Genomic DNA, 24,644 nt, shown 5'->3' on the forward strand with positions numbered 1-24,644 from the left:
ATATGAATTTTAACTTATCCGAATGGGCGCTGAAAAATAAAGGTCTAGTGGTCTACTTGATGCTGCTGTTGGGCATTGTCGGGATTTTTTCCTATTCCAAACTGGCACAAAGTGAAGATCCACCGTTTACCTTTAAAGTGATGGTGATTCAAACCTATTGGCCAGGAGCGAGTGCCAAAGAGGTTTCCTTACAAGTCACTGACCGTATTGAAAAAGAATTGATGAGCACGGGCGATTATGAACGCATCATGGCCTATTCGCGTCCGGGCGAGTCCATGGTGACTTTTATTGCCAAAGATTCTATGCGCTCCAGCCAAATTCCAGATGTTTGGTACAAGGTGCGTAAAAAGGTCAATGACATTCGCCATGAACTGCCACAAGGGGTACAAGGCCCATTTTTTAATGATGAGTTTGGCGACACTTTTGGCAATATTTATGTGCTGACAGGCGCAGACTATGACTACGCCACCCTCAAAGAATATGCCGACCGTTTGCAGCTACAATTACAGCGGGTCAAAGATGTAGCCAAAGTTAATTTGGTGGGTTTACAAGATCAAAAAATATGGATTGAGTTATCTAACACCAAAGCCGCGCAACTCGGTATTCCTGTTACCGCGATTCAGCAAGCCTTACAACAACAAAACAGCATGGCAAGCGCAGGTTTTTTTGAAACCCATTCAGACCGTATTCAGGTGCGTGTCAGCGGTGCGTTGCACAGTGTCGATGAGTTGAAACAAATGCCGCTGTTGGTGAATGGCACCACCATTCAACTGGGCGATGTTGCCGAGGTCTATCGTGGGTTTAGCGAACCTGCTCAACCGCGTATGCGCTTTATGGGCGAAAATGGCATTGGCATTGCGGTGTCGATGCGTAAAGGCGGTGATATTCTGGCTTTGGGTGAAAATCTGGAAACAGAATTTGCCCGTTTGCAAAAGACCTTGCCTTTGGGCATGCAACTGCAAAAAGTTTCTGATCAGCCTGTTGCGGTAAAACACAGCGTCAATGAATTTATGAAAGTATTGGCTGAGGCGGTGATTATCGTGCTCTTGGTCAGCTTCTTTTCACTGGGTTTTCGCACAGGTTTGGTGGTGGCATTTTCCATTCCACTGGTCTTGGCGATGACTTTTGCAGGTATGCATTTGTTTGATGTCGGGCTGCACAAAATTTCACTCGGTGCGCTTATTTTAGCCCTCGGATTGCTCGTGGATGATGCCATTATCGCCATTGAAATGATGGCAATTAAGATGGAGCAAGGCTATAGCCGCTTGCAAGCCGCAGGTCATGCGTGGCGAACGACTGCTTTCCCTATGCTGACTGGAACATTGATTACCGCAGCAGGTTTTTTACCCATTGCCACGGCAGCCTCAAGTACAGGGGAATATACCCGTTCAATTTTCCAAGTGGTGACCATTGCTTTGGTGGTGTCATGGTTTGCTGCCGTGCTGTTTGTACCCTATCTGGGCGATAAATTATTGCCAGATTTTCAGCGCCATGCACAGCGAGCGCCGTGGTATCAACGTCTTTGGGCGCGTGTACGCAAACAAGCTGAACCGCAGCCTGTGCTACAGCACGCAGGTGAATTACACGACCCATATCAAACCCGCTTTTATCAAGTGTTTCGTGGATGGGTTAATACTTGTGTGCGCTATCGAAAAACCGTCATTGCAATCACAGTTGGCATATTTGTACTGTCAATTGCGATGTTTAAATTGGTACCACAGCAATTTTTCCCACCTTCCAATCGGGCAGAAATTTTAGTCGATTTAAAACTTGAAGAAGGTGCGTCTTTAACAGCCACAGAAGCAGCCGTTAAAAAAGTTGAAAAGTTCTTGGCGCAACAACAAGGCATCGACAATTATGTAGCCTATGTTGGCACAGGTTCGCCGCGTTTCTATTTGCCTTTAGATCAGCAATTACCGCAGGCCAGTTTTGCCCAATTTGTGGTATTGGCATCGTCTTTAGAAGACCGCAATGAAATTCGCCGTAATTTATCTGAACAAATTCGCTTGTTATTGCCAGAGGTGCGTACTCGCGTGTCATTATTGGAAAATGGCCCACCAGTGGGTTATCCATTGCAATTCCGCGTGTCAGGAGAAGACTTGGCACAAGTGCGACAATGGGCGCAGCAAGTCGCAGCCACCATCAGTGCCAATCCAAACAGTACCAATGTGCATTTAGATTGGGGTGAGCCGAGCAAAGTCATTCAATTGCAGATTGATCAAGACCGTGCCCGTCAAATGGGGGTGTCGAGTCTGGATTTAGCTAACTTCCTTAATAGCTCTATCAGTGGCGCGGCTATTAACCAGTATCGTGAAAAACGTGAACTGATTGAAATCCGTTTACGTGGCGATCAAACCGAGCGACTAGATGTCGCATCTTTAAGCAGCTTGGCCGTACCGACTTCACGTGGAACATCGGTGCCGTTGGCGCAAATTGCACAAATTCAATACCGTTTTGAAGAAGGTTTAATTTGGCATCGTAACCGCTTGCCGACCATTACCGTACGTGGTGATATTCGTAGCAATTTGCAACCTGCAACGGTGGTGGCAGAACTGTCTGAACCGATGGCGGCCCTGCGTGAAAAGTTGCCAAGTGGCTATTTAATTGAAGTGGGTGGCACGGTTGAAGAATCGGCACGTGGGCAAAAGTCAGTCAATGCAGGCATGCCATTTTTCCTTGCCGTGGTGATGACTTTGTTGATGATTCAGCTGCGTAGCATGTCCCGTGCATTCATCGTGTTTTTAACTGCACCGCTCGGCATTATTGGCGTGGTATTGTTCCTGTTGCTGTTTAACAAACCCTTTGGTTTTGTGGCGATGCTCGGCACCATTGCCTTATCGGGCATGATCATGCGCAATTCCCTGATTTTAATTGATCAGATTGAGCAGGATATTCGAGCAGGAGAGTTACAGTGGGATGCGATTATTAACGCCACGGTACGCCGTTGTCGTCCAATTGTCCTCACAGCATTAGCGGCTGTTTTGGCCATGATTCCACTTTCTCGCAGTATTTTCTTTGGCCCGATGGCTGTGGCGATTATGGGCGGATTAATTGTCGCGACCCTATTAACCCTGTTCTTTTTACCTGCATTATATGCACAGTGGTTTAAAGTGAAAAAAAATCCACATAATCTGTAAAAGTGACATAATAACGGGTGCGAAACTTGGAAAATTTCAATATAGTAGCACCTTATATTTTTCAGCCTTTGCATACGTTACAGCATGCGCCAGATTAAAAAATAAAGCATGGCACAGATGGGGTTAAATCACATTATGAAGCAAGATAACTTGGTAAAGTTTCGCCGGTCTGTCGCGATCTCTTACGTGTTTATGTTTTTTGCTTTATTTACTGTGGTGAGTGGTGCATTGGCGTATTGGTATGCACGAAAAGTGATTGTGGTCGATAGCACTGAAGTCTGGTTACAGGCACAGGCTTTATGGATCATGCGTAATGTGGTGATTTACAGTGTATTGGCATTGTTTGCTGCATTGTGGTTTATTCCATTGGCCTTCTTTCCTTGGGATGCCTTTTTATGGGTCAAAGCCTGCACCGTAGCAGGTGTGGTCTTTGCCGTGATTGCCTTCTTATTTTTAATCAATGCTTGGATTAAAGGGCTATCCAAATTTTTGAAAAATAAAGCTGTGTTCTAATGGCTTGAACTTCATCTAAAGCACTTCAGCTAAAATTTTTAACAGCTTTCCCTTGTAAAACTCAGTTTGACCCCAATTTCAGACTTCAGTTAAGTTTTAAATAGAATTCCGTGAGGAGCATCGCCAGACATGGCTAAACGTGATTATTATGAGGTTTTGGGCGTCTCTAAAACCGCTAGTGATGATGAAATTAAAAAAGCCTACCGTAAGTTGGCGATGAAATATCATCCAGACCGTAACCCGGACAATCCTGAAGCTGAAGAGAAGTTTAAAGAAGCTTCAGAAGCGTATGAAGTTCTATCAGACAGCGAAAAACGCAGCATGTACGACCGTATGGGCCATCAAGCCTTTGAAGGTGGTATGGGCGGTGGTGCTGGCGGCTTCGGTGGTTTCAGTGCGGAAGATATTTTCAGCCAGTTTGGGGATATTTTCGGTGGAGCCTTTGGTGGGGGGGGGCGTGGCCAGCAACGTCAACGCCGTGGTTCAGACTTACGCTATGTGATAGAATTGACGCTTGAAGAAGCAGTCAAAGGCGTTAAGAAAACCATCACCTTTACAGCACCTGCGCCATGTGAAGCTTGTGATGGTAAAGGCTCGGAAAATCCAAATGATGTTGAAACCTGTCCAACCTGTCATGGTGCGGGTCAAGTACGCATGCAGCAAGGTTTCTTCTCGGTACAGCAAACCTGTAGCACTTGTCGTGGTCAGGGCAAAATCATCAAGAATCCATGTAAAAAATGTCATGGTTCGGGTGTGTCAGATCGTCAGCAAACCCTTGAGGTGACCATTCCTGCTGGCGTGGACAATGGCGACCGCGTACGCTTAACAGGTAAAGGTGAAGCCATTCGTGATGGTCAATCGGGCGACCTATATGTAGAAGTAGTGGTGCGTGAGCACGAAATCTTCCAGCGTGATGGTGCTGATCTGTATATGGATGTGCCTGTTAGCATTGCCGATGCTGCTTTAGGTAAGGAAATTGAAATTCCTACTCTAGATGGTCGCGTGAGCCTGAAAGTACCTGAGGGAACACAAACGGGTAAATTGTTCCGTTTGCGTGGTAAAGGGGTAAAACCTGTGCGTACCAGTATGCAGGGCGATTTACTCTGCCGTATTGTGGTGGAAACACCTGTGAATTTAACGGCACGTCAGCGTGAATTGTTAAAAGAGTTGCAGACGACGATGGAAGGTGAGGGCAGTCAGTCATCACCAAAGAAAAAGTCTTTCTTTGATCGTTTGTTTGATTAAGGAAACCTAGGTTAGGTATGTCAAAGCACGACCTCATCTAAACTCAAAAATAAAGGCGATCTTGAAGATCGCCTTTGTTGTATCTGCTGTACTCTTATTCGACTTCAGGTACATCAATCTCTAAAACATCCACCATTTCAGTCGTTGCTGTTTCAACGGTAGTTTGTGGTTGAGCGCTTGCAACAACCCCATGTTCTGCTGCTGTTTCTTCTAGTTCAGGTGCATCGACTTCAACAGCAAGAGGTTCTTGTAGCGTCACGCTAATACGGACTTTAGACAGGCTTTCAAGCGTATCACCTTCTTGAAGTGCAGGCTCTGCAAATACGGATGCTGTGCTCATGCCTAACAATAATGCCAATACCATGTTCTTCGAATGCATGTAAATCCCCTTTAATTTGTGCAGTTGTTTTCATTCGTGCAGGCTAGTCTGCGCATGCAAGTTTGCAAATTTGTGAAATAAAAACAAAAAATGAGCATTTTCAGATAAATTTTTAGCATCGCTTCGTTAAAAGTTTGCCTGAGGTGTGTAAAGTGACCATCAGCAGTACAGCTCGGCTTGCTTTTGAATAAAAATAAACCCAGAAACTTGGCTGACAAACTTAGTCTAGGCAGCGAGTTTTGCTATAGTAAGCACAATTTAGAATCTATTTTAGGAATATGCTATGTCAGCAACTCCACGCATTGGTGTATTAGGCGCAGGCGGCCGTATGGGGCGCATCTTAATTCAAGCCGTTCAAGAAGCGGGCTACCAATTGGCAGCCGCAGTCGAACGCCCAGAAAGCAGTCTCTTGGGGGCAGATGCGGGAGAGCTGGCAGGTGTGGGTACACTCGGTGTGAAAGTCGTGGGCAGCCTAGAACAAGTATTAGCTGACTGTGATGTCGTAATCGACTTTACCGCACCAGCCGCCACAGCACAACACTTAAAGCTTTGTCGTGAAGCAGGCGTGGCGATTGTGATTGGCACCACAGGCATGAGTGATGCACAAAAAGCACTCTTAGAAGAATCGGCTCAACAGACGCCAGTGGTGTATGCCGCCAACTATTCAGTTGGGGTAAACGTATCTATTAAACTGTTGGAACTGGCAGCCAAAGTCTTTGGTGATAGTGTAGATATTGAAGTGATTGAAGCGCATCATCGTCATAAAGTCGATGCACCATCAGGCACGGCATTAATGATGGGTGAGGCGATTGCGGCCACGCTTGGTCGTGATCTTAAACAAGATGCAGTTTACTGCCGTGAAGGACATACGGGTGCGCGTGAACGCAAGAGCATCGGCTTTCAAACCATTCGTGGTGGCGATATTGTCGGTGAACATACCGCAATGTTTATTGCCGATGGTGAGCGCGTGGAAATTACCCATAAAGCCACCAACCGTATGAACTTTGCTGCAGGTGCTGTTCGTGCAGCTGCTTGGGTGGTTGGACGAGAAGCCCGTAAATACGACATGAAAGATGTACTAGGCTTTAACGATATTCAAGTTTAAATCGCCACTGATGATAAAATAATAAAAACTGCTTGAACAAATCGTGATCTGCAGTTAAAACTAGGGTCTGATGTCATGGATGATGAAGCATCAGACCCCACACAAAACTAAAATAAGATGCACAAGATAATGAAAAAAATTCTGCCAATTCTTGGCATGATCGCCTGTAGCTGTATCACGCATGCGCAAAGCCTTGAACATGCCAAACTCAGTATTCATAAAAACAATATTAAAGTCTGGACCTATCAACAGCAGTCTAGTCCTGTATTTTTATACAAGGCAGAAACCACCTTTAATGTGCCTTTAGAAAAAGCAGCTGCTCTAATTTTAGATGTTGATCATGCTGTGAAATGGGTACCTTATGTGGGCAGCGTGAAAGTTTTGTCACGAGATGATCAAAAAGGTGAGTTCTTATTGTATATGGTGCTGGATTTTCCGTTTCCCTTGAAAGACCGAGATTTGGTGGTTAAAGGAAAAATGAGCAAAGATGCACAGGGAGTCATCAGTATTCAAAACACAGCGATTGAAGGCGGCTATCCGCTGAATCCTGACTATGTGCGTATTCGGCAGTATGAGGGAGATTGGACATTTCAGAAATTGAGCAATCAGAAAGTCAAAGTCAGCACTTATGGCTATGCTAACCCTGAAGGTGCTATTCCTTTAAGTTTTGTGAATATGTTTGTGCAGCAACAACCCTATCAAATGCTGCAAAAAATGAAAATTGAATTAAGCAAAAGCGGTGGTTATAAGGCGTTGCCTGAAATTTTGCGTTAAATAATTGAGTTGCGCTGAATTTTTAATCTTAGAAAAATGGATGAAATCGGTGTCGATCTCATCCACGAAGTATTTCGGTCTAGCGGGTAGACTTAATAAGAAAACAGCCCTTTTTCTAAAGGAAATTCAATACCAATCGATGCACCACCATCATTGCCAAGGACATCTGAATCGCTAATCCAGCCATTCAGTTTAAGTGGAATATCTGGGCGTAAATAGTGTGTCCAAGTTAAATCCAAAGCTTTTAACTCATCTTTTTCTGGGAAAGCATAATTCGTGCCTCGATTTGATTCATTCAATTTGGCAAACATTACACGTGCATTCACGCGGTTGATACGATCAAAACGAATATCCCCACCGACTGAGATCATTTGTCCATCACCGCCCATGGCATGCGCTAAAGGATAGCCATGTTGATAGAAACCATCAGTGTAGACATGGTGGTTATAGGTAATACCTTGTGCTTTACCGTTAGTACGGGTATCTGCCCATTCGGTATAGAGTTGGAACGGCATATTTTGATAGCTCGATGAATAGTCTACCCCAGCCAAATACATTTTTTTTGAAGGTAAGCCACCAGCTTCATCTTCACCTGCGTATTGTGCATAAACACCCATTGGCACTTGTAGCAATGGCTGTAGGTTTAAGCGTGCATCAAAACCTGCAACTTGGTTAGATTTATCATCATCACTGTTATTAAAGTTATCGTTGCCTTTGATTGCATTCCAAAGTGTGGATAGACTTTCTGAACGATCACCCCCACCCCACTGCATCATACGTGATGCCCCAAGTTCGAAATAAGGTAGCGGTTGTGCAGTGACACGTAAACCAATCAATTTGGCATCGGGTACATCATCATAATCATGCAATTGACCTGCAAAGGCTTGATATTGCCATGGACCAATCCATGATAGCCATTTGTTGCTGAAGGCTTGTTGTTCGGCACGTTGCATGGTTACGCCATAAACTGGGCGGCTAGCATCGCCACGAATTAAACTGCCATCATGTGCAGGACCCCAGTAGGTTGGAATTTGCCCAGCAATGAGCCATTGATTCCAAAGCTTGGCTGCAATATAGGAGCCTTCAACATTGACATCTTGATCGTTATCAATTTGTGGGTCTTTTTCTGTATTAACCCGAATTTTAGCATCCCAGTATTGATTGCCTGCATTGAGTTCCAAACCTGCTTGATATTGCGCTTTTTGTTGGTCGCCAAAGGCTTGTGGAATATTTTTTTGATCTGTTTCTGCAAAAAGCGAGGCTTTGAGCAGTTGGTTATTGGCATTTAAGTGTGCCACCACTGCATCGATGACTTTTTGTTGATTGTTGTTGCTGACTTTGGCTTGAGAAAGTGCACGTTGAATTTCATCACCACTCATAGGCCAAGTTGACGTACTAATTTGAATGACGCCTTGCTGATTTAGCCAGTTTAAATCGGTACGTAAGTTTTGGTCATTTAAGACAATGCCTTGGGCAAAGGTGAAGGAGGAGCTTAATGCCAGTGTCGCCAGCAGCGCTTTGGGTGCAAACATGCTTATATATACTCAGCGTTTATAAACTGTAAACAAGATAGGTTTTTGAGTGGAGTTTTGCAATCTGAATTGTTGAGTATTGTTGTAAATTTCAATAGAAAATGCTTCTGTAAAAGGGGGAGATGCACAAGTGCAACTTTGTAATGGAGTTCCTCCCTTTCTTACGCAAGAGTTTAAAGCTGTGCTTAAACTCTTGCGTAAGAAAGGGAGGTTAGGAGGGATTTTAACGTTGGTGGCTTTTGCTATATATAGCTCATCTTTGACAAAGAGGGAAGCCTAGCAAAAAGGGAGGTTGAGTCAATAGTTTAATCCTCATCCTTATTAGCTTTATAGGCATAAGCATAATTATAACCATAACTGCCACCCGCTTCACGTTGAATATCATTCAAAATAAAGCCGTTTACTTTCACGCCAGCTTGTTCAAAGCGGTTGACAGTCAGTTCAAGCTCTTTCATTTGCGTCTTGGCATAACGTGCCACAACCAAATTCACACCCGCATATTGTGAAATAATAATCCCATCGGTGACGGCAAGAACTGGCGGGGTATCAATCAGAATATGGTCAAACTGACTCGACAAGTGCGTGAGCATGTCTGCAAATTTTTGCGTGCTTAACAACTCTGATGGATTAGCAGGGCTTTTGCCACGACTGATGATGCTTAAATTTTCAACTTCAGTACTGCGTACAATGCTGCCAAAATCTTGCTGACCATTTAAATATTCAGCCAAACCAGGTTGCACATCATAGTTAAAGTATTTGTGCATATAGCCGCGACGTAAATCGGCATCAATCAATAATACGCGCTTATCGCTTTGCGCCAAAATAGTCGCTAAGTTAGTTGAAATAAACGATTTACCCAACTCTGGTGCAGGGCCAGAAATCATAATGATATTGTTTTTGGCACTGCTTAAAGCAAAGTGAATAGCAGTACGCATGCTGCGCAGGCTTTCAATGGCAATATCATCACTGTGTTTCACCGCAAGAATAGGAATATTCTTTTTCTTTTTCAGAATGTTAATACGGCTTTCTTGCACAGGTGATCGTGGTACAGTGGCATAAACAGGTAAATCAAGTTCATTTTCAATTTGATTTGAGTCTTTAATACCTGAGCGCAACATATTACGCAGTAAGGCCAACAACGTACCCAGAAAACCACCTACAAAAATAGCAAGTACTAATGTGATGAGCTTTTTAGGTTTAATTGGTTTTACAGGTTCAATTGCAGTATCAATAATGCGTACATTACCAATTTCACCTGCTTTGGCAATTTTGAGTTGTTGATAGCTATTCAATAACGCAGTGTATAACTCAGTATTTACTTTAACATCGCGGTACAGTTGTAAGTACAGTCGCTGGGTTTCAGGTAAACGCTTAATGGATTGAGTCATTTCTGAAGTTTTTTTGTTAATTTCAGAAAGTTGAGCGTTAATTGCTGACATTAATGGGTGGTCAGGCGTATATTTTGAAGAGAGTTCTGCTTGTTGCTGTTGTAGTTGGATTTTTAATTTTTCCAGCTCAACATTCTGCTTTAGCATTAACTCCGCTTCTTGTGTTACATCAATTGTGTTGTATTGTTCTCGGAAACGGTTAAATTTAATTTCAGAGTCTTCGAGTTGTTGTTTTAACTCAGGCAGTTGCTTTTCAAGGAAGCTCAATGTTTGAGCCGATTCCAGTGATTTACGTTCAATATTTTGTGCTTGGTAAATATTTAAGATGTGGTTAAGTACTTGTGTGATATGTTCTTTATCTTCACCATTGTAGTTAAGACCAATCACACCAGAGTTTTTACCTCTTTCCGCTACGTCGTAATCTTTTTTAATCCATTGTACGGCTGAAGGCATAGATAATTTAGTGACTGAAAAATCATGCGATATAGGGTTTTTCGCATAAATTTGAATTTTCCATAAACCTTTCTGATCTAGGCTTTGATTGATCGCATTTAATTTTCCTTTAAATACAACATCTTTTTTATAAGACAGGCTAAACTCTTGTCCATTGATAAAGTTTAATGTGAGCTTTTTATCTAGATAAAAATTAGGCACATCAAAAGATTGAATAACAAATACATTTTTTTTATCTTGCCAAGTCACAACATTATTTTTATAGATAACTTTACTTTGAACTGTGTTGAGCAAACGATACGTCAAGCTACTTTGTTCATCGGTGATACGAATATCTAACTTTAAGTCTTGTATGGTTTGTCCGAGCACTTTGCGCGAGTTTAAGATTTCAATTTCCGCATCTGCAACTGACTTTCCACCCATTCCTCCAGGTAGTGCGCTTCCTAAATCCCCTAAAAGAGCTGCGGCACCAGCACCTTTAGCGTCCTCAACCTGAATCATAGCATCCGTTGAGTAGACATTTGGCGTTACTTTTAAGTAAAGGAGAGCGAAAACGAGGCTAAGGAGTGTACATAGAGCAATGAGCTTCCATTGCGACAGCAAAGAAAAGAATAATTCTTTTAAGTCAATGGTATCGTCTTGAGGTGTGCTATTCGAATTCATGAAATAAAACTGCTAAAAATTAAAAATGGGATTGCCAGTCAGAAACGTATTTTTGAATGTTGCGACAAGTTTCATCAAAAAAAGCTTGATCATGTTGATAAGGATCGGGCACATTTTGATTTTGCCAATGCCCCAAACGAAAAACCTTTCCTTTGGCAAAAGACCAAGTTTGCTCAAGATGTTTTTTTTGATTATTACTCATGACTAAAATTAAATCTGATTTTTTAATCATTTCGGCAGTAATTTGTCTAGCAATGTGTGGACGCATATCAATATTCAGCTGATCCATACAGTGAATAGCTTTTGCATCTGCCGAATGCCCAGACATTGCAGAGAGACCTGCAGACTCAATATTTAAATTGGGATGATTGTTTTTTAGAAAATATTCAGCCATGGGACTACGACATATATTTCCAATGCATACAACTAAAACATTTTGAATTTGCATGCTATTTACCTAACTGGTCAAATGTGTAAAGTGCACTCGAGAAAGGCACAATTTGATTCATGATACGTTGCCAACGTGTAAGCCCCGTTGCATCGATATATACAATATCATTTTTTTGCATCTGAAATTGATTGGCTAAAGCTAAATTGCCTAAGCTGCTTAAGTTCAAATGATAAATTGTAGAGGTTTTAGTATTTAAATCTGTACGCATCACAAAAATACGTGCAGCACTTGCAGAATAAGGGTTAACACCTTCACTTTCACCCAATACATCACTTAAGGTCATACCTTGATCACGTAAAGTAAGTGCCTGACTTTTGTTTGACTCCCCCATAACGTACAACTTTTGATTTTGTTTTGCATTTACAAAAATTGTGTCATTGGGTTGAATAAGTAGGTTGTGCAAAGACAACCCTTGCTTTTCTAATTCTACAGCATTTAAGTGATAGGTTTGTCCTTGTCGGATCAGTTGAATATTGGTGTTATCACCTGTTTCAGTATTTACACCACCAGCTTGTCCCAAAGCTGTATAAATACTGATAGGTTGGTCATTTAGTGTGTACTGACCGCTACGCATAACTTGACCATTTACAAAATAGCGGCGTCCTTCGTAAGAAAGAACCCGAACAACAACATCTGGGTGTTTTAAATAGCGCGAAAATTGTGAGCGTAAATATTGATTGATTTCAGCCAGCGTTTTGCCAGCAACTTTGACTTGTCCAAGCAGAGGTAAATATACATTACCATTTGGGTCAATTGGATAGCCAGCCGCTTTGATATTACTAATATCTTGGATAGGTGGTGTGATTTCAGGATAAGCCCAAAGCTGAATTGAAAGTACATCACCTGCGGTTAAACGGTAAATGTGTTGCTTATTGTTAAATAAATGATAGGTTGAATTTGCACTCTGAATATTATTGAGCAAGAGGCTAGGTAAATTGTCCTGTGTTAGCTGAACGACCGTTAGTTGGGCGCCTTGGTCTGTTTGATACGCACCTTGTGTAGGTAGGTCATAGGTTTGTAAGCCAGAGGTCACAGCACAGCCAGTGGCGGCAATGCCACATGCCATTAAAACAGCCAGTTGAAAGTGTCGCACTCGAGATTCCATTTTTAATTTATTAAAATATTTAAATCAATTCCCGCCATTTTACCGAACTTGTCAAATAGGTACATAGCAATTTGTAATCATTTTGCAGATTCTGTCAAATTCCTTGCGAAAAAAATGATAAAAATCGTAAATTGTGAATTTACTCTAAATTTAAAAAGTTAAATATTCACAAAAACTATACACTGATGCATCATTCAACGAATTTGAGCACAAATCACAATAGAAATTTCATGATTTTCTGCTAGAATCCCTGCTGAAAGATTCATTCTTTATAAAATACAGATATAAATTGAAAGGCGCTCAAATGCTACAGCTTTCAGACCTAAAAATTGCCATTATTGGTTTAGGCTATGTCGGTTTACCCCTAGCGGTAGAATTCGGCAAGCAGTTGCCTGTGGTGGGTTTTGATATTCAGCAAAAACGCATACAAGAATTAAAAAGCGGACAAGATCATACTTTAGAAGTGTCACCAGAAGAACTTAAACAAGCGACACAACTGACTTATTCCGCTAATTTAGATGATTTGAATAGCTGCAATTTTTTTATTGTGACGGTGCCAACCCCCATTGATGAATTTAAACAACCTGATTTAACCCCACTTATTAAAGCCTCTACCAGTATTGGGAAAGTACTTAAAAAAGCCGATGTGGTGGTGTATGAGTCTACCGTGTATCCCGGTGCAACTGAAGAAGCTTGTATTCCAGTTTTGGAAGAAGTGTCAGGCTTAAAGTTTAATCAGGACTTTTTTGCAGGCTATAGCCCAGAACGGATTAACCCAGGTGATAAGGTACACCGTGTGACCAATATTTTAAAAGTGACTTCGGGTTCTACCCCAAAAGTTGCAGATTTTGTTGATGAAGTCTATCAACTGATTGTGACTGCAGGTACGCATAAAGCACCGAGTATAAAAGTGGCTGAAGCCGCAAAGGTCATTGAAAATACCCAGCGTGATGTGAATATTGCTTTAATTAATGAATTGGCTGTGATCTTTAATAAGTTGGGTATAGATACTGAAGCGGTGTTGCAGGCTGCGGGAACCAAGTGGAATTTTTTACCTTTCCGCCCTGGTTTGGTTGGTGGGCACTGTATTGGGGTAGACCCGTATTATTTAACCCATAAAGCACAGTCTTTAGGCCTGCATCCAGAAATTATTTTAGCGGCACGTCGTTTAAATGACCGTATGGGTGAATATGTTGCAACACAATTGATTAAAGAGATGGTGAAGCAGCGTATACAAGTGGTGGGTTCAAAAATTTTAGTGATGGGTTTGAGTTTTAAAGAGAACTGTCCAGATATTCGCAATACTAAAATTGTAGATATGGTCAAAGCTTTAAAAGAATATGATTTAGATTTAGATATTTATGACCCGTGGGTGGATCCGTTAGAAGCTGCAAAGGAATATGGTATAGACCCTGTTTCTAGTTTGGCGAACGCTAAATATGATGCCATTGTTTTAGCAGTTGCGCATGATCAATTTAAGCAGATGTCTATAGATGAATTTAAAGCATTGGCTAAAGAAAAATATGTTTTATACGATTTAAAATATATTTTAAATCATACAGATGTAGATATTCGCTTATAACAAAAGGAAACTATGAAAATTTTAGTGACTGGCGGTGCGGGATTTATTGGTTCAGCTGTGATCCGCCATATTATTCAAAATACCAATAACCAAGTTCTGAATATCGATAAACTGACTTATGCGGGTAATTTAGAATCGTTAAAAGAAATTGATCAACACTCGAACTATGAGTTTAAACAAATTGATATTTGCGATACAGAACAAATTACAGCTGCAATAGATGCATTTCAACCTAATGCAATTATGCATTTGGCTGCAGAGTCACATGTAGACCGCTCAATTGATGGCCCAGCAGCATTTATTCAAACCAATATTGTGGGAACTTATACTTTATTGGAAGCCGCTCGAAAGTATTGGATGGAGCTTGACGCCGAAGCTCAGCAAAACTTTCGCTTTCATCATATTTCAACTGATGAAGTTTATGGTGACTTAGAAGGCACGACAGATTTGTTTACAGAAACAACTTCATACGCGCCAAGCTCTCCATATTCTGCCTCTAAAGCCAGTTCGGATCATTTGGTACGCGCTTGGCATAGGACCTATGGTCTGCCAGTAATTGTGACTAATTGTTCAAATAATTATGGTCCGTATCACTTCCCCGAAAAGTTAATTCCATTGGTGATTCTAAATGCGCTAGATGCTAAACCTTTACCTGTATATGGGAATGGTCAGCAAATTCGGGATTGGTTATTTGTAGAAGATCATGCGCGTGCTTTATATAAAGTGGTGACCGAAGGTGTAGTGGGTGAAACCTATAATATTGGTGGTCATAATGAAAAGCAGAATATAGAAGTGGTCAAAACCATTTGTAAAATTTTGGATGAGTTAAAACCACAAGCCAACGGTCAAACTTATGAATCACTGATTACATTTGTAAAAGACCGCCCTGGGCATGACTTACGCTATGCAATTGATGCCACAAAAATTCAAAATGAATTAGGTTGGACGCCTGAAGAGACTTTTGAGACTGGCATTCGTAAAACAGTTGAATGGTATCTCAATAATAGCGAATGGGTAAATCGTGTGAAAAGTGGTGAATATCAGTCTTGGTTAGAGAAGCAATACTAGGACTTGGTATGAAAATATTGTTATTAGGAAAAAATGGTCAAGTGGGCTGGGAGTTACAGCGTGCACTTCAGCCATTAGGTCAAGTAATTGCTTTAGACAGAACCCAAAATAAAGATGGTTTAAGCGGGGATTTAGCAAATTTTGAGGCAATCACTCAAGCTATTAATATCATTGATCCCGATGTAGTGATCAATGCGGCTGCTTATACAGCCGTTGATAAAGCAGAAACAGATCAGAGTAATGCTGATTTAATTAATCACCTCGCGGTAAAACATCTTGCAGAACAATGTAAAAAGCAAAATATATTGCTTGTACATTACTCAACAGACTATGTCTTTAATGGTGAAGGGACCGAGCCTTGGTCTGAAGATGATCAAACTCATCCTGTGAATTTATATGGTCATACTAAGCGCTTAGGTGAACTGGCGATTGAACAAATTGGCTGCGCATTTATTAACTTTAGAACGTGCTGGGTTTATGGGTCGCATGGGCATAATTTTGTTAAAACCATGCTTAAATTGGCTGCTAATCGTGAAGAATTAAGTGTTATTCATGACCAAATTGGTGCGCCCACAGGAGCTGCATTAATTGCAGATGTTACTGCTCAAGCGCTTCGCGTTTATCAGTTGAGTTCATCACAGCAGCAAAACTCATTATGCGGACATTATCACTTAGCAGCTTCAGGTCAGTGTTCATGGTTTGACTATGCTAATTTTATCTTTGATCATGCAAAGCAGCATGGTCAAATGCTAGCTATTCAAAAAGTCAATGCTATTGGGACCGTCGATTATCCAACCCCAGCAAAACGACCTTTGAACTCAAGATTGAATACGCAAAAATTACAATCACAATTTAAAATTCATCTACCGCATTGGAAGGTAGGTGTTGCTCAAGTATTAGAGGAAATCATCTAAATGATTAAAAAAAATAGAAAAGGTATTATTTTAGCTGGCGGTTCAGGTACGCGTTTATATCCAATTACGATGGGTACATCTAAACAATTGTTACCGATCTATGATAAGCCGATGATTTATTATCCCTTATCTGTACTAATGTTGGCAGGGATCAAAGAAGTATTGATCATTTCGACACCAGAAGATTTACCTAATTTTGAAAAACTTTTAGGTACAGGTGAAGAGCTTGGAATTCAACTTTCTTATAAGGTACAACCTTCACCAGATGGTCTTGCTCAAGCATTCATTTTGGGTGAAGAGTTTATCGGAGACGATAATGTATGCTTGGTATTAGGTGATAATATTTTCTATGGTCAAAGCTTCGGAACACAGCTCAAGCGTGCGGCAGATCAACAGCAAGGCGCAACAGTATTTGGTTATTATGTGAATGACCCTGAACGTTTTGGTGTGGTTGACTTTGATGAAACGGGTAAAGCTTTGAGTATTGAAGAAAAACCAACTGAGCCTAAATCAAACTATGCAGTGACAGGTCTATATTTTTATGACAATGATGTTGTTGAGATTGCAAAAAATATTAAACCTTCACACCGCGGTGAGCTAGAAATTACAGACGTCAATAATATTTATCTTGAAAGATCTGGACTCAATGTTGAACTTCTAGGTCGTGGTTTTGCCTGGTTAGATACAGGAACACATGATTCATTGCTTGAAGCAAGTCAATTTGTACAGACGGTTGAACATCGCCAAGGTTTAAAAATTGCGTGTTTAGAAGAAATTTCCTTCAACAATGGTTGGATCAACAGTGAGCAACTTCTTGAGCGTGCTAATTTCTTTAAAAAGACAGGCTATGGTCAATATTTATTAAAGCTACATAAAGAAAATTTAAAAAAATCTAAAATTTAAATTTCAGAAAAGAGATTTAAAATGAATGTTATAGAAACAAAGATTGACGGCTTGTTAATTTTACAGCCCCGTGTTTTTGGTGACGACCGTGGTTGGTTTATGGAAAGTTTTAACCAACGAGCATTTGAGCAAATTCTAAAGGAAAGAAATTTAGATATTCCGCAATTTGTGCAAGATAATCACTCGTGTTCACAGAAAAACACCTTAAGAGGGCTTCATTTCCAAAAAGCGCCCTATGGGCAAGGTAAACTTGTGCGTGTGGTGCAAGGCAAAGCCTGGGATGTGGCTGTAGATATTCGACCAGACTCTAAAACTTATGGTCAATGGGTGGGAGTAGAGTTAAGTGGTGAGAATCATAAGCAATTTTGGATTCCTGAAGGATTTGCACATGGCTTTGTTGCATTAGAAGATAACACTCAATTTTTGTATAAGACCACGAACTATTATAATAAGGAGAGTGAGGGAGCAATCATCTGGAATGATCCTGATTTGAAAATTGAATGGCCAGTTGATGAAGATCAGGTGAATTTGTCAGAAAAAGATAAGCTTGCAACAGTCTTTAAATCATTAAAATAATTAATATTTTGGTTAAAAGATATACACACAATTATTAGTAATTGTGTGATTTAATATTTTGATTAAAATTGAGAGTTAACATATGTGTTTACTAATTCTTAGTTAATGAAATTGGTGTTTTTGACGACATGAAAATAAACACCGAGCAAAAAGATACTTTGTATCTTTTCCTGCTGCAGGGTATGAACTATGCAATACCTTTAGTATTAATACCATATTTAATGATTAAACTAGGAGTTGAATCTTATGGTTTAATTGGTTTTTCCACAGCAATTATTCAATTTTTGATATTGTTTGTGGATTTTGGTTTTAATATGGGGGGCACGAAAAGGGTTGCTATTAATAAAGATGATAAAAAAGTATTGAGCCATATTTTTTTTTCAACAGTGTGCGCTAAAGTAATATTATTATCATTAAGTTTAATAGTGTTTTTGGCGGTGTATCATATTCCTAGGTTTTCTGAATATCAATTAGCTCTTCTTTGTACATTACCAATACTGATTGGAAACACATTCACTTTTACATGGTTTTACCAAGGAATTGGGCAAATAAGATATTTGTCAATACTGAGTATGGTGTGCAGAATATTAATATTACCTTTAACATTTTATTTCGTACAAACTCCTGAAGATTATATATATGCAATATCTTTAAACTCTATGGTTTATATTTTAGTTGCATTAATTTCGATTCTTTGGATAATTAAAAATAAATTAGTGGTTTTTGAAAACATTAAATTTTCAGATATATTGCTAGAGCTAAAAGAGAGTTTTCCTTTCTTCTTATCACTCGCATCAATTTCACTATATACACAATTATTTGTTGTGGTTTTGGGTGTGTTTACTAATCCAGCAGTGGTAGGTATATATACTGCTGCAGAAAAAATAATTAGAACTGTAAGTTTGCTATTTTATACTCCGATCAGTCAAGTTTACTATCCAAAAATTGCTTATATGACGTCTATAGATCGAGGTGTTGCATTAAAACTAATATATAGGGTTGCAAATTTTACATTAATTTTGATGATAATTATTTCAATATCACTGTTTATATTTTCAAATTTTATTGAAAGTATCATTGGAAAAGATTATCAAGGCATAAACATACTGGTGCAGATTCTGTGCCTAGTACCGTTTTTAAGTGCGGTAGGTGGAGTAGCAGGACAAATGGGGCTTATCGCTTATATTGATAATATTTATGCAAGAAAAGTTTTTCAAAATATTTACGTAGTGGCAGGGGTTTTTGCAGTATTTCAAGTATCTATATTAACCTATTTTTATAAAGAAATAGGAACTACTTTTGCTGTTTTGTTAACTGAACTTTTAGTTGCTTTATTAATGATATATTATTTTATCAAGTTTTTAAAAGTTGAAAAAAAAAGCGAAACACCTATTTAGAGTTATACTTAAATCATCTATAATTAAATAGTTTTTTATAAGATGTAATTTTAAATCGTAAAAGTTAATTTGCATTGAATAATTGCATTCTTAAAAAGAGAGTATTAATATGTATGATGTTTCAATTATTATTGTAAATTACAATACTTATGGTTTGGTTTTGCAGTGTATTGAATCTGTTATAAAGAATACCAGTGGTATTCGTTATGAAATTATAGTGGTTGATAATAATTCTCCTAACCGAGAAATTGAGAATCTAAATAAGGTTTTCCCTCAAGTAAAATTAATTTTGAACAATGATAATAGTGGCTTTGGAATAGCAAATAATATTGGAAATAAAGTTGCTAATGGGAAATTCATATTTCTATTAAATTCAGATACTATAGTTATAGATAATTCAATTTATGAATTGTATAAATTTATGTCTGAAAACCCACATGTTGGAGCTTGTGGAGGAAATCTTTACGATGAAAAATTTAAGCCCGCAACGTCATTTACTCGATTTATGCCCTCTCTAATTTCTGATTTAGACTCTCTATTCTTTAATATTATTTCAAAAGTTTTGTATAATGGTGATATATTTCACTCTAGTTCTAATAAACCTTTTAAAATTTTTGGTAATATATCTGGAGCTAATTTGATGATTCCAAAATTATTTTTCGATGAAATAAAAGGGTTTGATGAAAATTATTTTATGTATTATGAAGAAACAGATTTGCTTTTTCGTTTGAGAAAACAAGGGTATACAACTTACATTGTTCCATCAAGTAAAATTATTCATCTTGAGGGAGCATCAGAATCCTTTAAACCCAATAAATGGGATTGGTCATTTGAAAGTAAAAGGAAGTATTATCTAAAAAATAAATCTAATTTCGAATTTACAATTTCCTCTTTTATTTTTATGGTTATGATAATTCAGAGAATTGTTATTTTTAAAATTACAAAAAATGATGAAAAATTGACTTATTGGTCTAGTTTACTTAGATGGTTTAAATCAAAGTAAATTATATGTTAATTTTCTCTTTTTAAATTAAATTTATAGTGCTTGGATATTTTAATGTCAATTGGATTGGTTTTAACATTTAATATAATGATGTTTTTCATAAGCATTATTTTTTCTGCAGTTAAGTCCAAAAAAGAACTTAATAGTTTCTTTTTAATTCTATCCAGTTTTTTAACTGCGCTATATGCGATTCAAAGAGATTTTGACTATGGTGATACTTTAAATTATGTCAATTTTTATAATTATGAACATAATTATATTAATTTTGAGCCTTTATTTGATTGGCTTGCTAGATTATTCATTAATCTTTATCCACAGGATCCAGTATTTTTTCTGTTTTTTTGTGCTTTTTTAACATCCAGTTTATTCTTTTTGTCATATAAAAAATTATTAGGCCTGAATTCATCATATTTGGCTTATTGGATTTTATTATCTACATTTTCTTTTCATTATATTTTATTTGAAGCAGTTAGACAAGGTATGTCAATTGCCTTTTTGCTTTTAGGTATAGCTTATTTAGTTAAAAATAAAGATTGGTTGAAATACTATATTTTTTTATTTTTAGCCATAGGTTGTCACTATTCAGCCATTCCTTTTGTTTTCTTGCCAATTTTTTTCTTTATAAGAAATAAATTTAGTTATTTTTTTATTTTTATCATTATTGGGATTTTGGGTAAATTTATATTGGTGAAGCTGGGTGGTTTTTTAGGTGCTGGAGTTATATCACAAAAATTAGAGATCTATTCAGAAATGACTTCAGAATCTAAAACTATATTAGTTCGAAATTTTATGTTTATTTGCATGGCTCCTTTTGTTTATAAGATTGTTAAGGAAAAAACTTACTTCAATGTTTATTTTTTATACGTTTTGCTTCTGGCTATAACACTAGGAATTGATGAAGTTAATCGTAGGTATTTATTCATAGGACCTATTTTTTTATTGCCTGTTGTTTGGGAGTACTTTTCTAACAAAAAAAATGGCGTACTCTTAATATTAATCTTTACATTTTTGTATTTTTATCTATTTTTAATAAACTACTGGTCAATGTATGGTATTTTAAATTACAAACCTTTAAGCGAGCTAATTTAGGGTATATTGTGAAAAAAATTTTATTTTATTTTAATAGTATGACTCCTGCGGGTGGAATAGAACGAGTCATCAGTACGTTGGCAAATCACTTTTGTGAGTTCATGGAAGTGACTATCTTAGTTAAAGATAAAGCATATAGTCATTATCCTCTTTCTGATAAGATTAAAATTATTTCATTAGATTCAAAATTATATTTGGATATGAATAATAAGTTTAAAAGAGTTGCTCAGGCAGGTGCGAACTTGTTCAAAAGTGCAGCCAAGCTAAAGCAATTCTTAAATGAAAATGAATATGATTTATATTATTTAGCACATCCACTGAATGTTATAGAGTTTCATTTGGCAAGAGGAATTGATAAGCAAGTTATTATCACAGAACATGGGGGTATAAATGCTTATAATATTGTTTATAAAAAAGTTAAACAATGGTTATACCCTAAAGCACGTTGTTATGTAGTTCCAACGAGTAGTGATGCTAAGACATATTCAGAGATGGATTTACCAGTAGTTTATATACCTCATTTCAAATCAACGATGAATTATGTTCGCAGTGACTTATCAAATAAAGTTGTTCTATCCATTGGTCGTATGACGGAAGCCAAGCGTCAATGGATAATGATCGATTTATGGAACAAGATCGTTAATAAACATCATATAAAAGATTGGCAATTACATCTTGTTGGCAATGGCAATTTATATGAGCAGTTAAACAACAAAATAATTACTCTTGGACTGCAAGATTATGTGAAAATACTGCCTCCTGTTCAGGATGTTGAAAGGTATTATCAATCTGCGTCCTTATTTATGTTAACTTCGCATTCTGAAGGTTTTGGTATGGTACTATTAGAAGCAATTTCTTTTGGCTTGCCTTGTATCTCATATGATTGTCCTTCTGGTCCTAGAGATATTATTAAGAATGAACATAATGGTTATTTGATACCGATGGATGATTTTGAGAGTTTGAAATCTGCTCTCTTAAAATTAATCAATAATAAAGATACACTGATTAAACTTTCCAATGGTGCTTTTGAATCTAGTTCAAAGTGGAATGATGAGGTTATATTAAACAAATGGAAAAAAGTTCTTTATTAATTTCAGTTATTATACCGATGTATAATGCATCCGATACGATAGTCAAAGCGCTTGATTCTGTTAAAAATCAATCCTTTAATTGCGATTTTGAGGTTTTTGTAGTTAATGATGGTTCTACTGATGATAGTAAATCGGTTGTTGAAAAATATATTTTAGATAACAAAAGTTTTAATGTTAACTTAATAAATCAATCTAATGGAGGAGTTTCTAAAGCTCGAAATACGGGTTTGCGGTCTTCAAATGGTGATTTTATTGCTTTTCTTGATTCTGATGACCAATGGTTTCCTGATAAATTAGAGAAGCAAACAAAACTGCTGGAATTGAATCCGCAGATTGATCTTTTAGGATGTGCATTTGATGGTTTGTATCTACCTAATACACCAGATGGTAGTCTTTTGAAAATCGATATTAGTAAATTGATATTTAAAAATTATTTCCAACCCTCTACAGTCATTATGAAGCGTAAAGTTTTTGAAGAAATAGGTTATTTTGATGAAAATCAAAAATATGCTGAAGATATTAATTATTTCATTTGTGTAGCTAGTAAGTTCAATTGTTATTTTTGTAACTTAATAGTTATTAATTACGGAGATGGTAAGGCTGGTTTTGGTGATAGTGGTTTGAGTGCTAATCTTAAAGAAATGCATAGAGGAGTTAATAAAAACTTAAAATTTGCTTATGAAAATCAATTGATAACTTTAAAACAATACATTTTAGCTCGAATGTGGGAATCGATAAAATATGTTCGCCGCATAGTGATTGTGAGGATGAAAAAATGATTTCAACGTATGGGATTTTTGGTGCTTTGAAAATATTATTGTTTCTTATTAAAACAAAAATTTTCTTTCCAAAAGCTAGGTTGATCCGTTTTCCAATCGATGTAAGTAATAAAAAAATATAGATTTTGGTGAAAATTTAACTACAGGTGTAGGGTGTAGGTTTGAAAGCTGTCCGCAAACTCTGACTGATTCTAAATTATTGAAATTTCGAAATAATATCTAATTAAATGATTATGTGCATATAACGGCTGCTCATTCTGTGGAAATTGGAAATAATGTACTCATGGCGAGTAAAATATATATTTCAGATTGTACTCATGGTAGCTATATCGGAAATGAATATGATAGTGATCCAATGTCTTTACCTATATATCGACGGTTATCTGTAAAAGCTGTAAAAATTGAAGATAATGTGTGGTTGGGAGAGTTTGTTTCAGTTCTACCAGGTGTCACAATTGGAAAAGGAACAATTGTTGGAGCAAATTCGGTAGTTTCTAAAAGTCTTCCCCCATATGTTATTGCTGTTGGCACACCAGCAAAGCCAATAAATTTTTTTGATTTTGAGAAGCAGAGATGGCGGAAGATATAATTGGTGTGAAGGTTTACTGTGGATTTTAGAGTAAATATTTATTGTTTTTTTAATCAAGTTTAGCGAGCTTATAATTTTTTGAGTGGATATAATGCATAAAGTAATTGTTTCAGTTGTACTATTTAAGCATTCCTATGCTGATTTAAAACCAACATTAGAAAGCTTATTTTTATCTCCACTTATAGAAAAAATTATTTTGGTAGATAATGATGAAAGTGATTGGGCTTCAAAGTTTCATCATCCCAAAGTCATATACGAAAAATCAGCAGGAAATTTTGGATTTGGTTATGGTCATAATCTTGCAATTCAAAAGTATGCAAGAGAAAGTGATTATTTTCTGATTTGTAATCCTGATATCGAGTTTACTCAAAGTGAATTTCAAAAAATAGTAGATTTTGCTGAAACCCGTACTGAAGGCCTATTCTTGCCTAAAATCGTGTACCCTAGTGGAGAGAATCAGTTCGGTGCGCGATTACTACCGAGTCCATTAAACCTCTTTGCACGCAGATTTGCTCCAAAACTCGCGGATCAACTTGATCAGCAATACTTGCTAAAAGATATGGATCTTAGCCAGCCAGTTTTTGTCCCTAATCTCTCAGGTTGCTTTATGTTCTTTCGATCTGTAAATTTGTTGGAATTAGAAGGTTTTGATGAAAGATTCTTTATGTATTTAGAGGATATTGATTTATCAAGGAGATGTGCTGAAAAATTTGGTACAATTTATTATCCTCTTGCAACGGTTATACATCATCATGAGCAATCTTCCTATAAAAACACTAAGTTATTAAAAGCACATCTTCAAAGTGCTTTTAAATACTTTAATAAATGGGGATGGTTTTTTGACTTGAACAAGACCAAGCTAAATACCAAATGTTTAGATCAAGCTGTCTTTAAACAAAATACATAAC

The 24,644-nt window shown here is 37.7% G+C and carries 22 protein-coding genes; 17 read left to right on the forward strand and 5 right to left on the reverse strand.

Going from position 1 to position 24,644, the window contains the following annotated elements; all coding sequences use genetic code 11:
• The first annotated feature begins 2 nt into the window (after positions 1 to 2).
• The 3 genes from FTU35_RS07955 to dnaJ all read left to right on the forward strand — a co-directional run bounded on the left by FTU35_RS07955 (position 3) and on the right by dnaJ (position 4,895).
• The gene (locus tag FTU35_RS07955) at positions 3 to 3,137 is read left to right on the forward strand and encodes an efflux RND transporter permease subunit (protein ID WP_180064647.1); all 3,135 of its coding nucleotides are present in this window, start codon (positions 3 to 5) and stop codon (positions 3,135 to 3,137) included.
• A gap of 135 nt (positions 3,138 to 3,272) precedes the next feature.
• On the forward strand, positions 3,273 to 3,650 hold the full coding sequence (locus FTU35_RS07960) for a hypothetical protein (protein ID WP_026438412.1): 378 nt from the start codon (positions 3,273 to 3,275) through the stop codon (positions 3,648 to 3,650).
• A gap of 129 nt (positions 3,651 to 3,779) precedes the next feature.
• Positions 3,780 to 4,895, forward strand: a complete 1,116-nt coding sequence (dnaJ, locus tag FTU35_RS07965; RefSeq protein WP_180064648.1) for a molecular chaperone DnaJ — start codon at positions 3,780 to 3,782, stop codon at positions 4,893 to 4,895.
• A 94-nt stretch (positions 4,896 to 4,989) separates the two neighbouring features.
• Here dnaJ and FTU35_RS07970 read toward each other — a convergent pair whose 3' ends face one another.
• Positions 4,990 to 5,274: a hypothetical protein gene (locus tag FTU35_RS07970; RefSeq protein WP_180064649.1), complete on the reverse strand. Its 285-nt coding sequence runs from the start codon at positions 5,272 to 5,274 to the stop codon at positions 4,990 to 4,992.
• Positions 5,275 to 5,557: 283 nt separating this feature from the next.
• Here FTU35_RS07970 and dapB point away from each other — a divergent pair, with 283 nt between their 5' ends.
• The gene (gene dapB / locus FTU35_RS07975) at positions 5,558 to 6,379 is read left to right on the forward strand and encodes a 4-hydroxy-tetrahydrodipicolinate reductase (protein ID WP_180064650.1); all 822 of its coding nucleotides are present in this window, start codon (positions 5,558 to 5,560) and stop codon (positions 6,377 to 6,379) included.
• Between the two features lie 156 nt (positions 6,380 to 6,535).
• Positions 6,536 to 7,153 (forward strand): START domain-containing protein, encoded by a 618-nt coding sequence (locus FTU35_RS07980; protein ID WP_373686817.1) that lies wholly within the window; start codon positions 6,536 to 6,538, stop codon positions 7,151 to 7,153.
• A gap of 92 nt (positions 7,154 to 7,245) precedes the next feature.
• Here FTU35_RS07980 and FTU35_RS07985 read toward each other — a convergent pair whose 3' ends face one another.
• From FTU35_RS07985 to FTU35_RS08000, 4 genes are all read right to left on the reverse strand, one after another.
• Positions 7,246 to 8,685, reverse strand: coding sequence for a capsule assembly Wzi family protein (locus FTU35_RS07985; protein ID WP_180064652.1), 1,440 nt, complete (start codon positions 8,683 to 8,685; stop codon positions 7,246 to 7,248).
• A gap of 305 nt (positions 8,686 to 8,990) precedes the next feature.
• Complete coding sequence (locus FTU35_RS07990) at positions 8,991 to 11,189, reverse strand: polysaccharide biosynthesis tyrosine autokinase (RefSeq protein WP_180064653.1); 2,199 nt, start codon at positions 11,187 to 11,189, stop codon at positions 8,991 to 8,993.
• A gap of 19 nt (positions 11,190 to 11,208) precedes the next feature.
• The gene (locus tag FTU35_RS07995; protein ID WP_004680161.1) at positions 11,209 to 11,637 is read right to left on the reverse strand and encodes a low molecular weight protein-tyrosine-phosphatase; all 429 of its coding nucleotides are present in this window, start codon (positions 11,635 to 11,637) and stop codon (positions 11,209 to 11,211) included.
• A gap of 1 nt (position 11,638) precedes the next feature.
• Positions 11,639 to 12,706, reverse strand: a complete 1,068-nt coding sequence (locus tag FTU35_RS08000; RefSeq protein WP_373686818.1) for a polysaccharide biosynthesis/export family protein — start codon at positions 12,704 to 12,706, stop codon at positions 11,639 to 11,641.
• 343 nt (positions 12,707 to 13,049) lie between these two features.
• Here FTU35_RS08000 and tviB point away from each other — a divergent pair, with 343 nt between their 5' ends.
• The 12 genes from tviB (at position 13,050) to FTU35_RS08060 (ending at position 24,643) form a co-directional block, all read left to right on the forward strand.
• Complete coding sequence (tviB, locus tag FTU35_RS08005) at positions 13,050 to 14,327, forward strand: Vi polysaccharide biosynthesis UDP-N-acetylglucosamine C-6 dehydrogenase TviB (RefSeq protein ID WP_180064655.1); 1,278 nt, start codon at positions 13,050 to 13,052, stop codon at positions 14,325 to 14,327.
• 12 nt (positions 14,328 to 14,339) lie between these two features.
• Positions 14,340 to 15,395 (forward strand): dTDP-glucose 4,6-dehydratase, encoded by a 1,056-nt coding sequence (gene rfbB / locus FTU35_RS08010; RefSeq protein WP_180064656.1) that lies wholly within the window; start codon positions 14,340 to 14,342, stop codon positions 15,393 to 15,395.
• A gap of 8 nt (positions 15,396 to 15,403) precedes the next feature.
• Entirely contained in the window at positions 15,404 to 16,309 is a 906-nt protein-coding gene (gene rfbD / locus FTU35_RS08015; RefSeq protein WP_180064676.1) for a dTDP-4-dehydrorhamnose reductase, read from the forward strand.
• Entirely contained in the window at positions 16,310 to 17,212 is a 903-nt protein-coding gene (rfbA, locus tag FTU35_RS08020) for a glucose-1-phosphate thymidylyltransferase RfbA (RefSeq protein ID WP_180064657.1), read from the forward strand.
• A 21-nt stretch (positions 17,213 to 17,233) separates the two neighbouring features.
• Positions 17,234 to 17,788, forward strand: a complete 555-nt coding sequence (gene rfbC / locus FTU35_RS08025) for a dTDP-4-dehydrorhamnose 3,5-epimerase (RefSeq protein WP_180064658.1) — start codon at positions 17,234 to 17,236, stop codon at positions 17,786 to 17,788.
• Positions 17,789 to 17,916: 128 nt separating this feature from the next.
• Complete coding sequence (locus tag FTU35_RS08030; protein WP_180064659.1) at positions 17,917 to 19,185, forward strand: oligosaccharide flippase family protein; 1,269 nt, start codon at positions 17,917 to 17,919, stop codon at positions 19,183 to 19,185.
• A 109-nt stretch (positions 19,186 to 19,294) separates the two neighbouring features.
• Positions 19,295 to 20,188, forward strand: coding sequence for a glycosyltransferase family 2 protein (locus FTU35_RS08035; protein ID WP_180064660.1), 894 nt, complete (start codon positions 19,295 to 19,297; stop codon positions 20,186 to 20,188).
• 54 nt (positions 20,189 to 20,242) lie between these two features.
• Positions 20,243 to 21,277: an EpsG family protein gene (locus FTU35_RS08040; RefSeq protein WP_180064661.1), complete on the forward strand. Its 1,035-nt coding sequence runs from the start codon at positions 20,243 to 20,245 to the stop codon at positions 21,275 to 21,277.
• A 38-nt stretch (positions 21,278 to 21,315) separates the two neighbouring features.
• Positions 21,316 to 22,368 carry a glycosyltransferase family 4 protein gene (locus FTU35_RS08045; protein WP_180064677.1) on the forward strand — a complete coding sequence of 351 codons (1,053 nt, stop codon included), beginning with the start codon at positions 21,316 to 21,318 and terminating at the stop codon, positions 22,366 to 22,368.
• On the forward strand, positions 22,347 to 23,147 hold the full coding sequence (locus FTU35_RS08050) for a glycosyltransferase family A protein (RefSeq protein WP_180064662.1): 801 nt from the start codon (positions 22,347 to 22,349) through the stop codon (positions 23,145 to 23,147). Before FTU35_RS08045 ends, FTU35_RS08050 begins: the two co-directional genes overlap by 22 nt.
• A gap of 259 nt (positions 23,148 to 23,406) precedes the next feature.
• Positions 23,407 to 23,736, forward strand: a complete 330-nt coding sequence (locus FTU35_RS13465; RefSeq protein WP_373686816.1) for a hypothetical protein — start codon at positions 23,407 to 23,409, stop codon at positions 23,734 to 23,736.
• A 91-nt stretch (positions 23,737 to 23,827) separates the two neighbouring features.
• The gene (locus FTU35_RS08060; protein WP_180064663.1) at positions 23,828 to 24,643 is read left to right on the forward strand and encodes a glycosyltransferase; all 816 of its coding nucleotides are present in this window, start codon (positions 23,828 to 23,830) and stop codon (positions 24,641 to 24,643) included.
• Position 24,644 lies beyond the last annotated feature (1 nt).

It is taken from the genome of Acinetobacter sp. YH12095, assembly GCF_013419245.1.
Taxonomy (GTDB): Bacteria; Pseudomonadota; Gammaproteobacteria; order Pseudomonadales; family Moraxellaceae; genus Acinetobacter; species Acinetobacter towneri.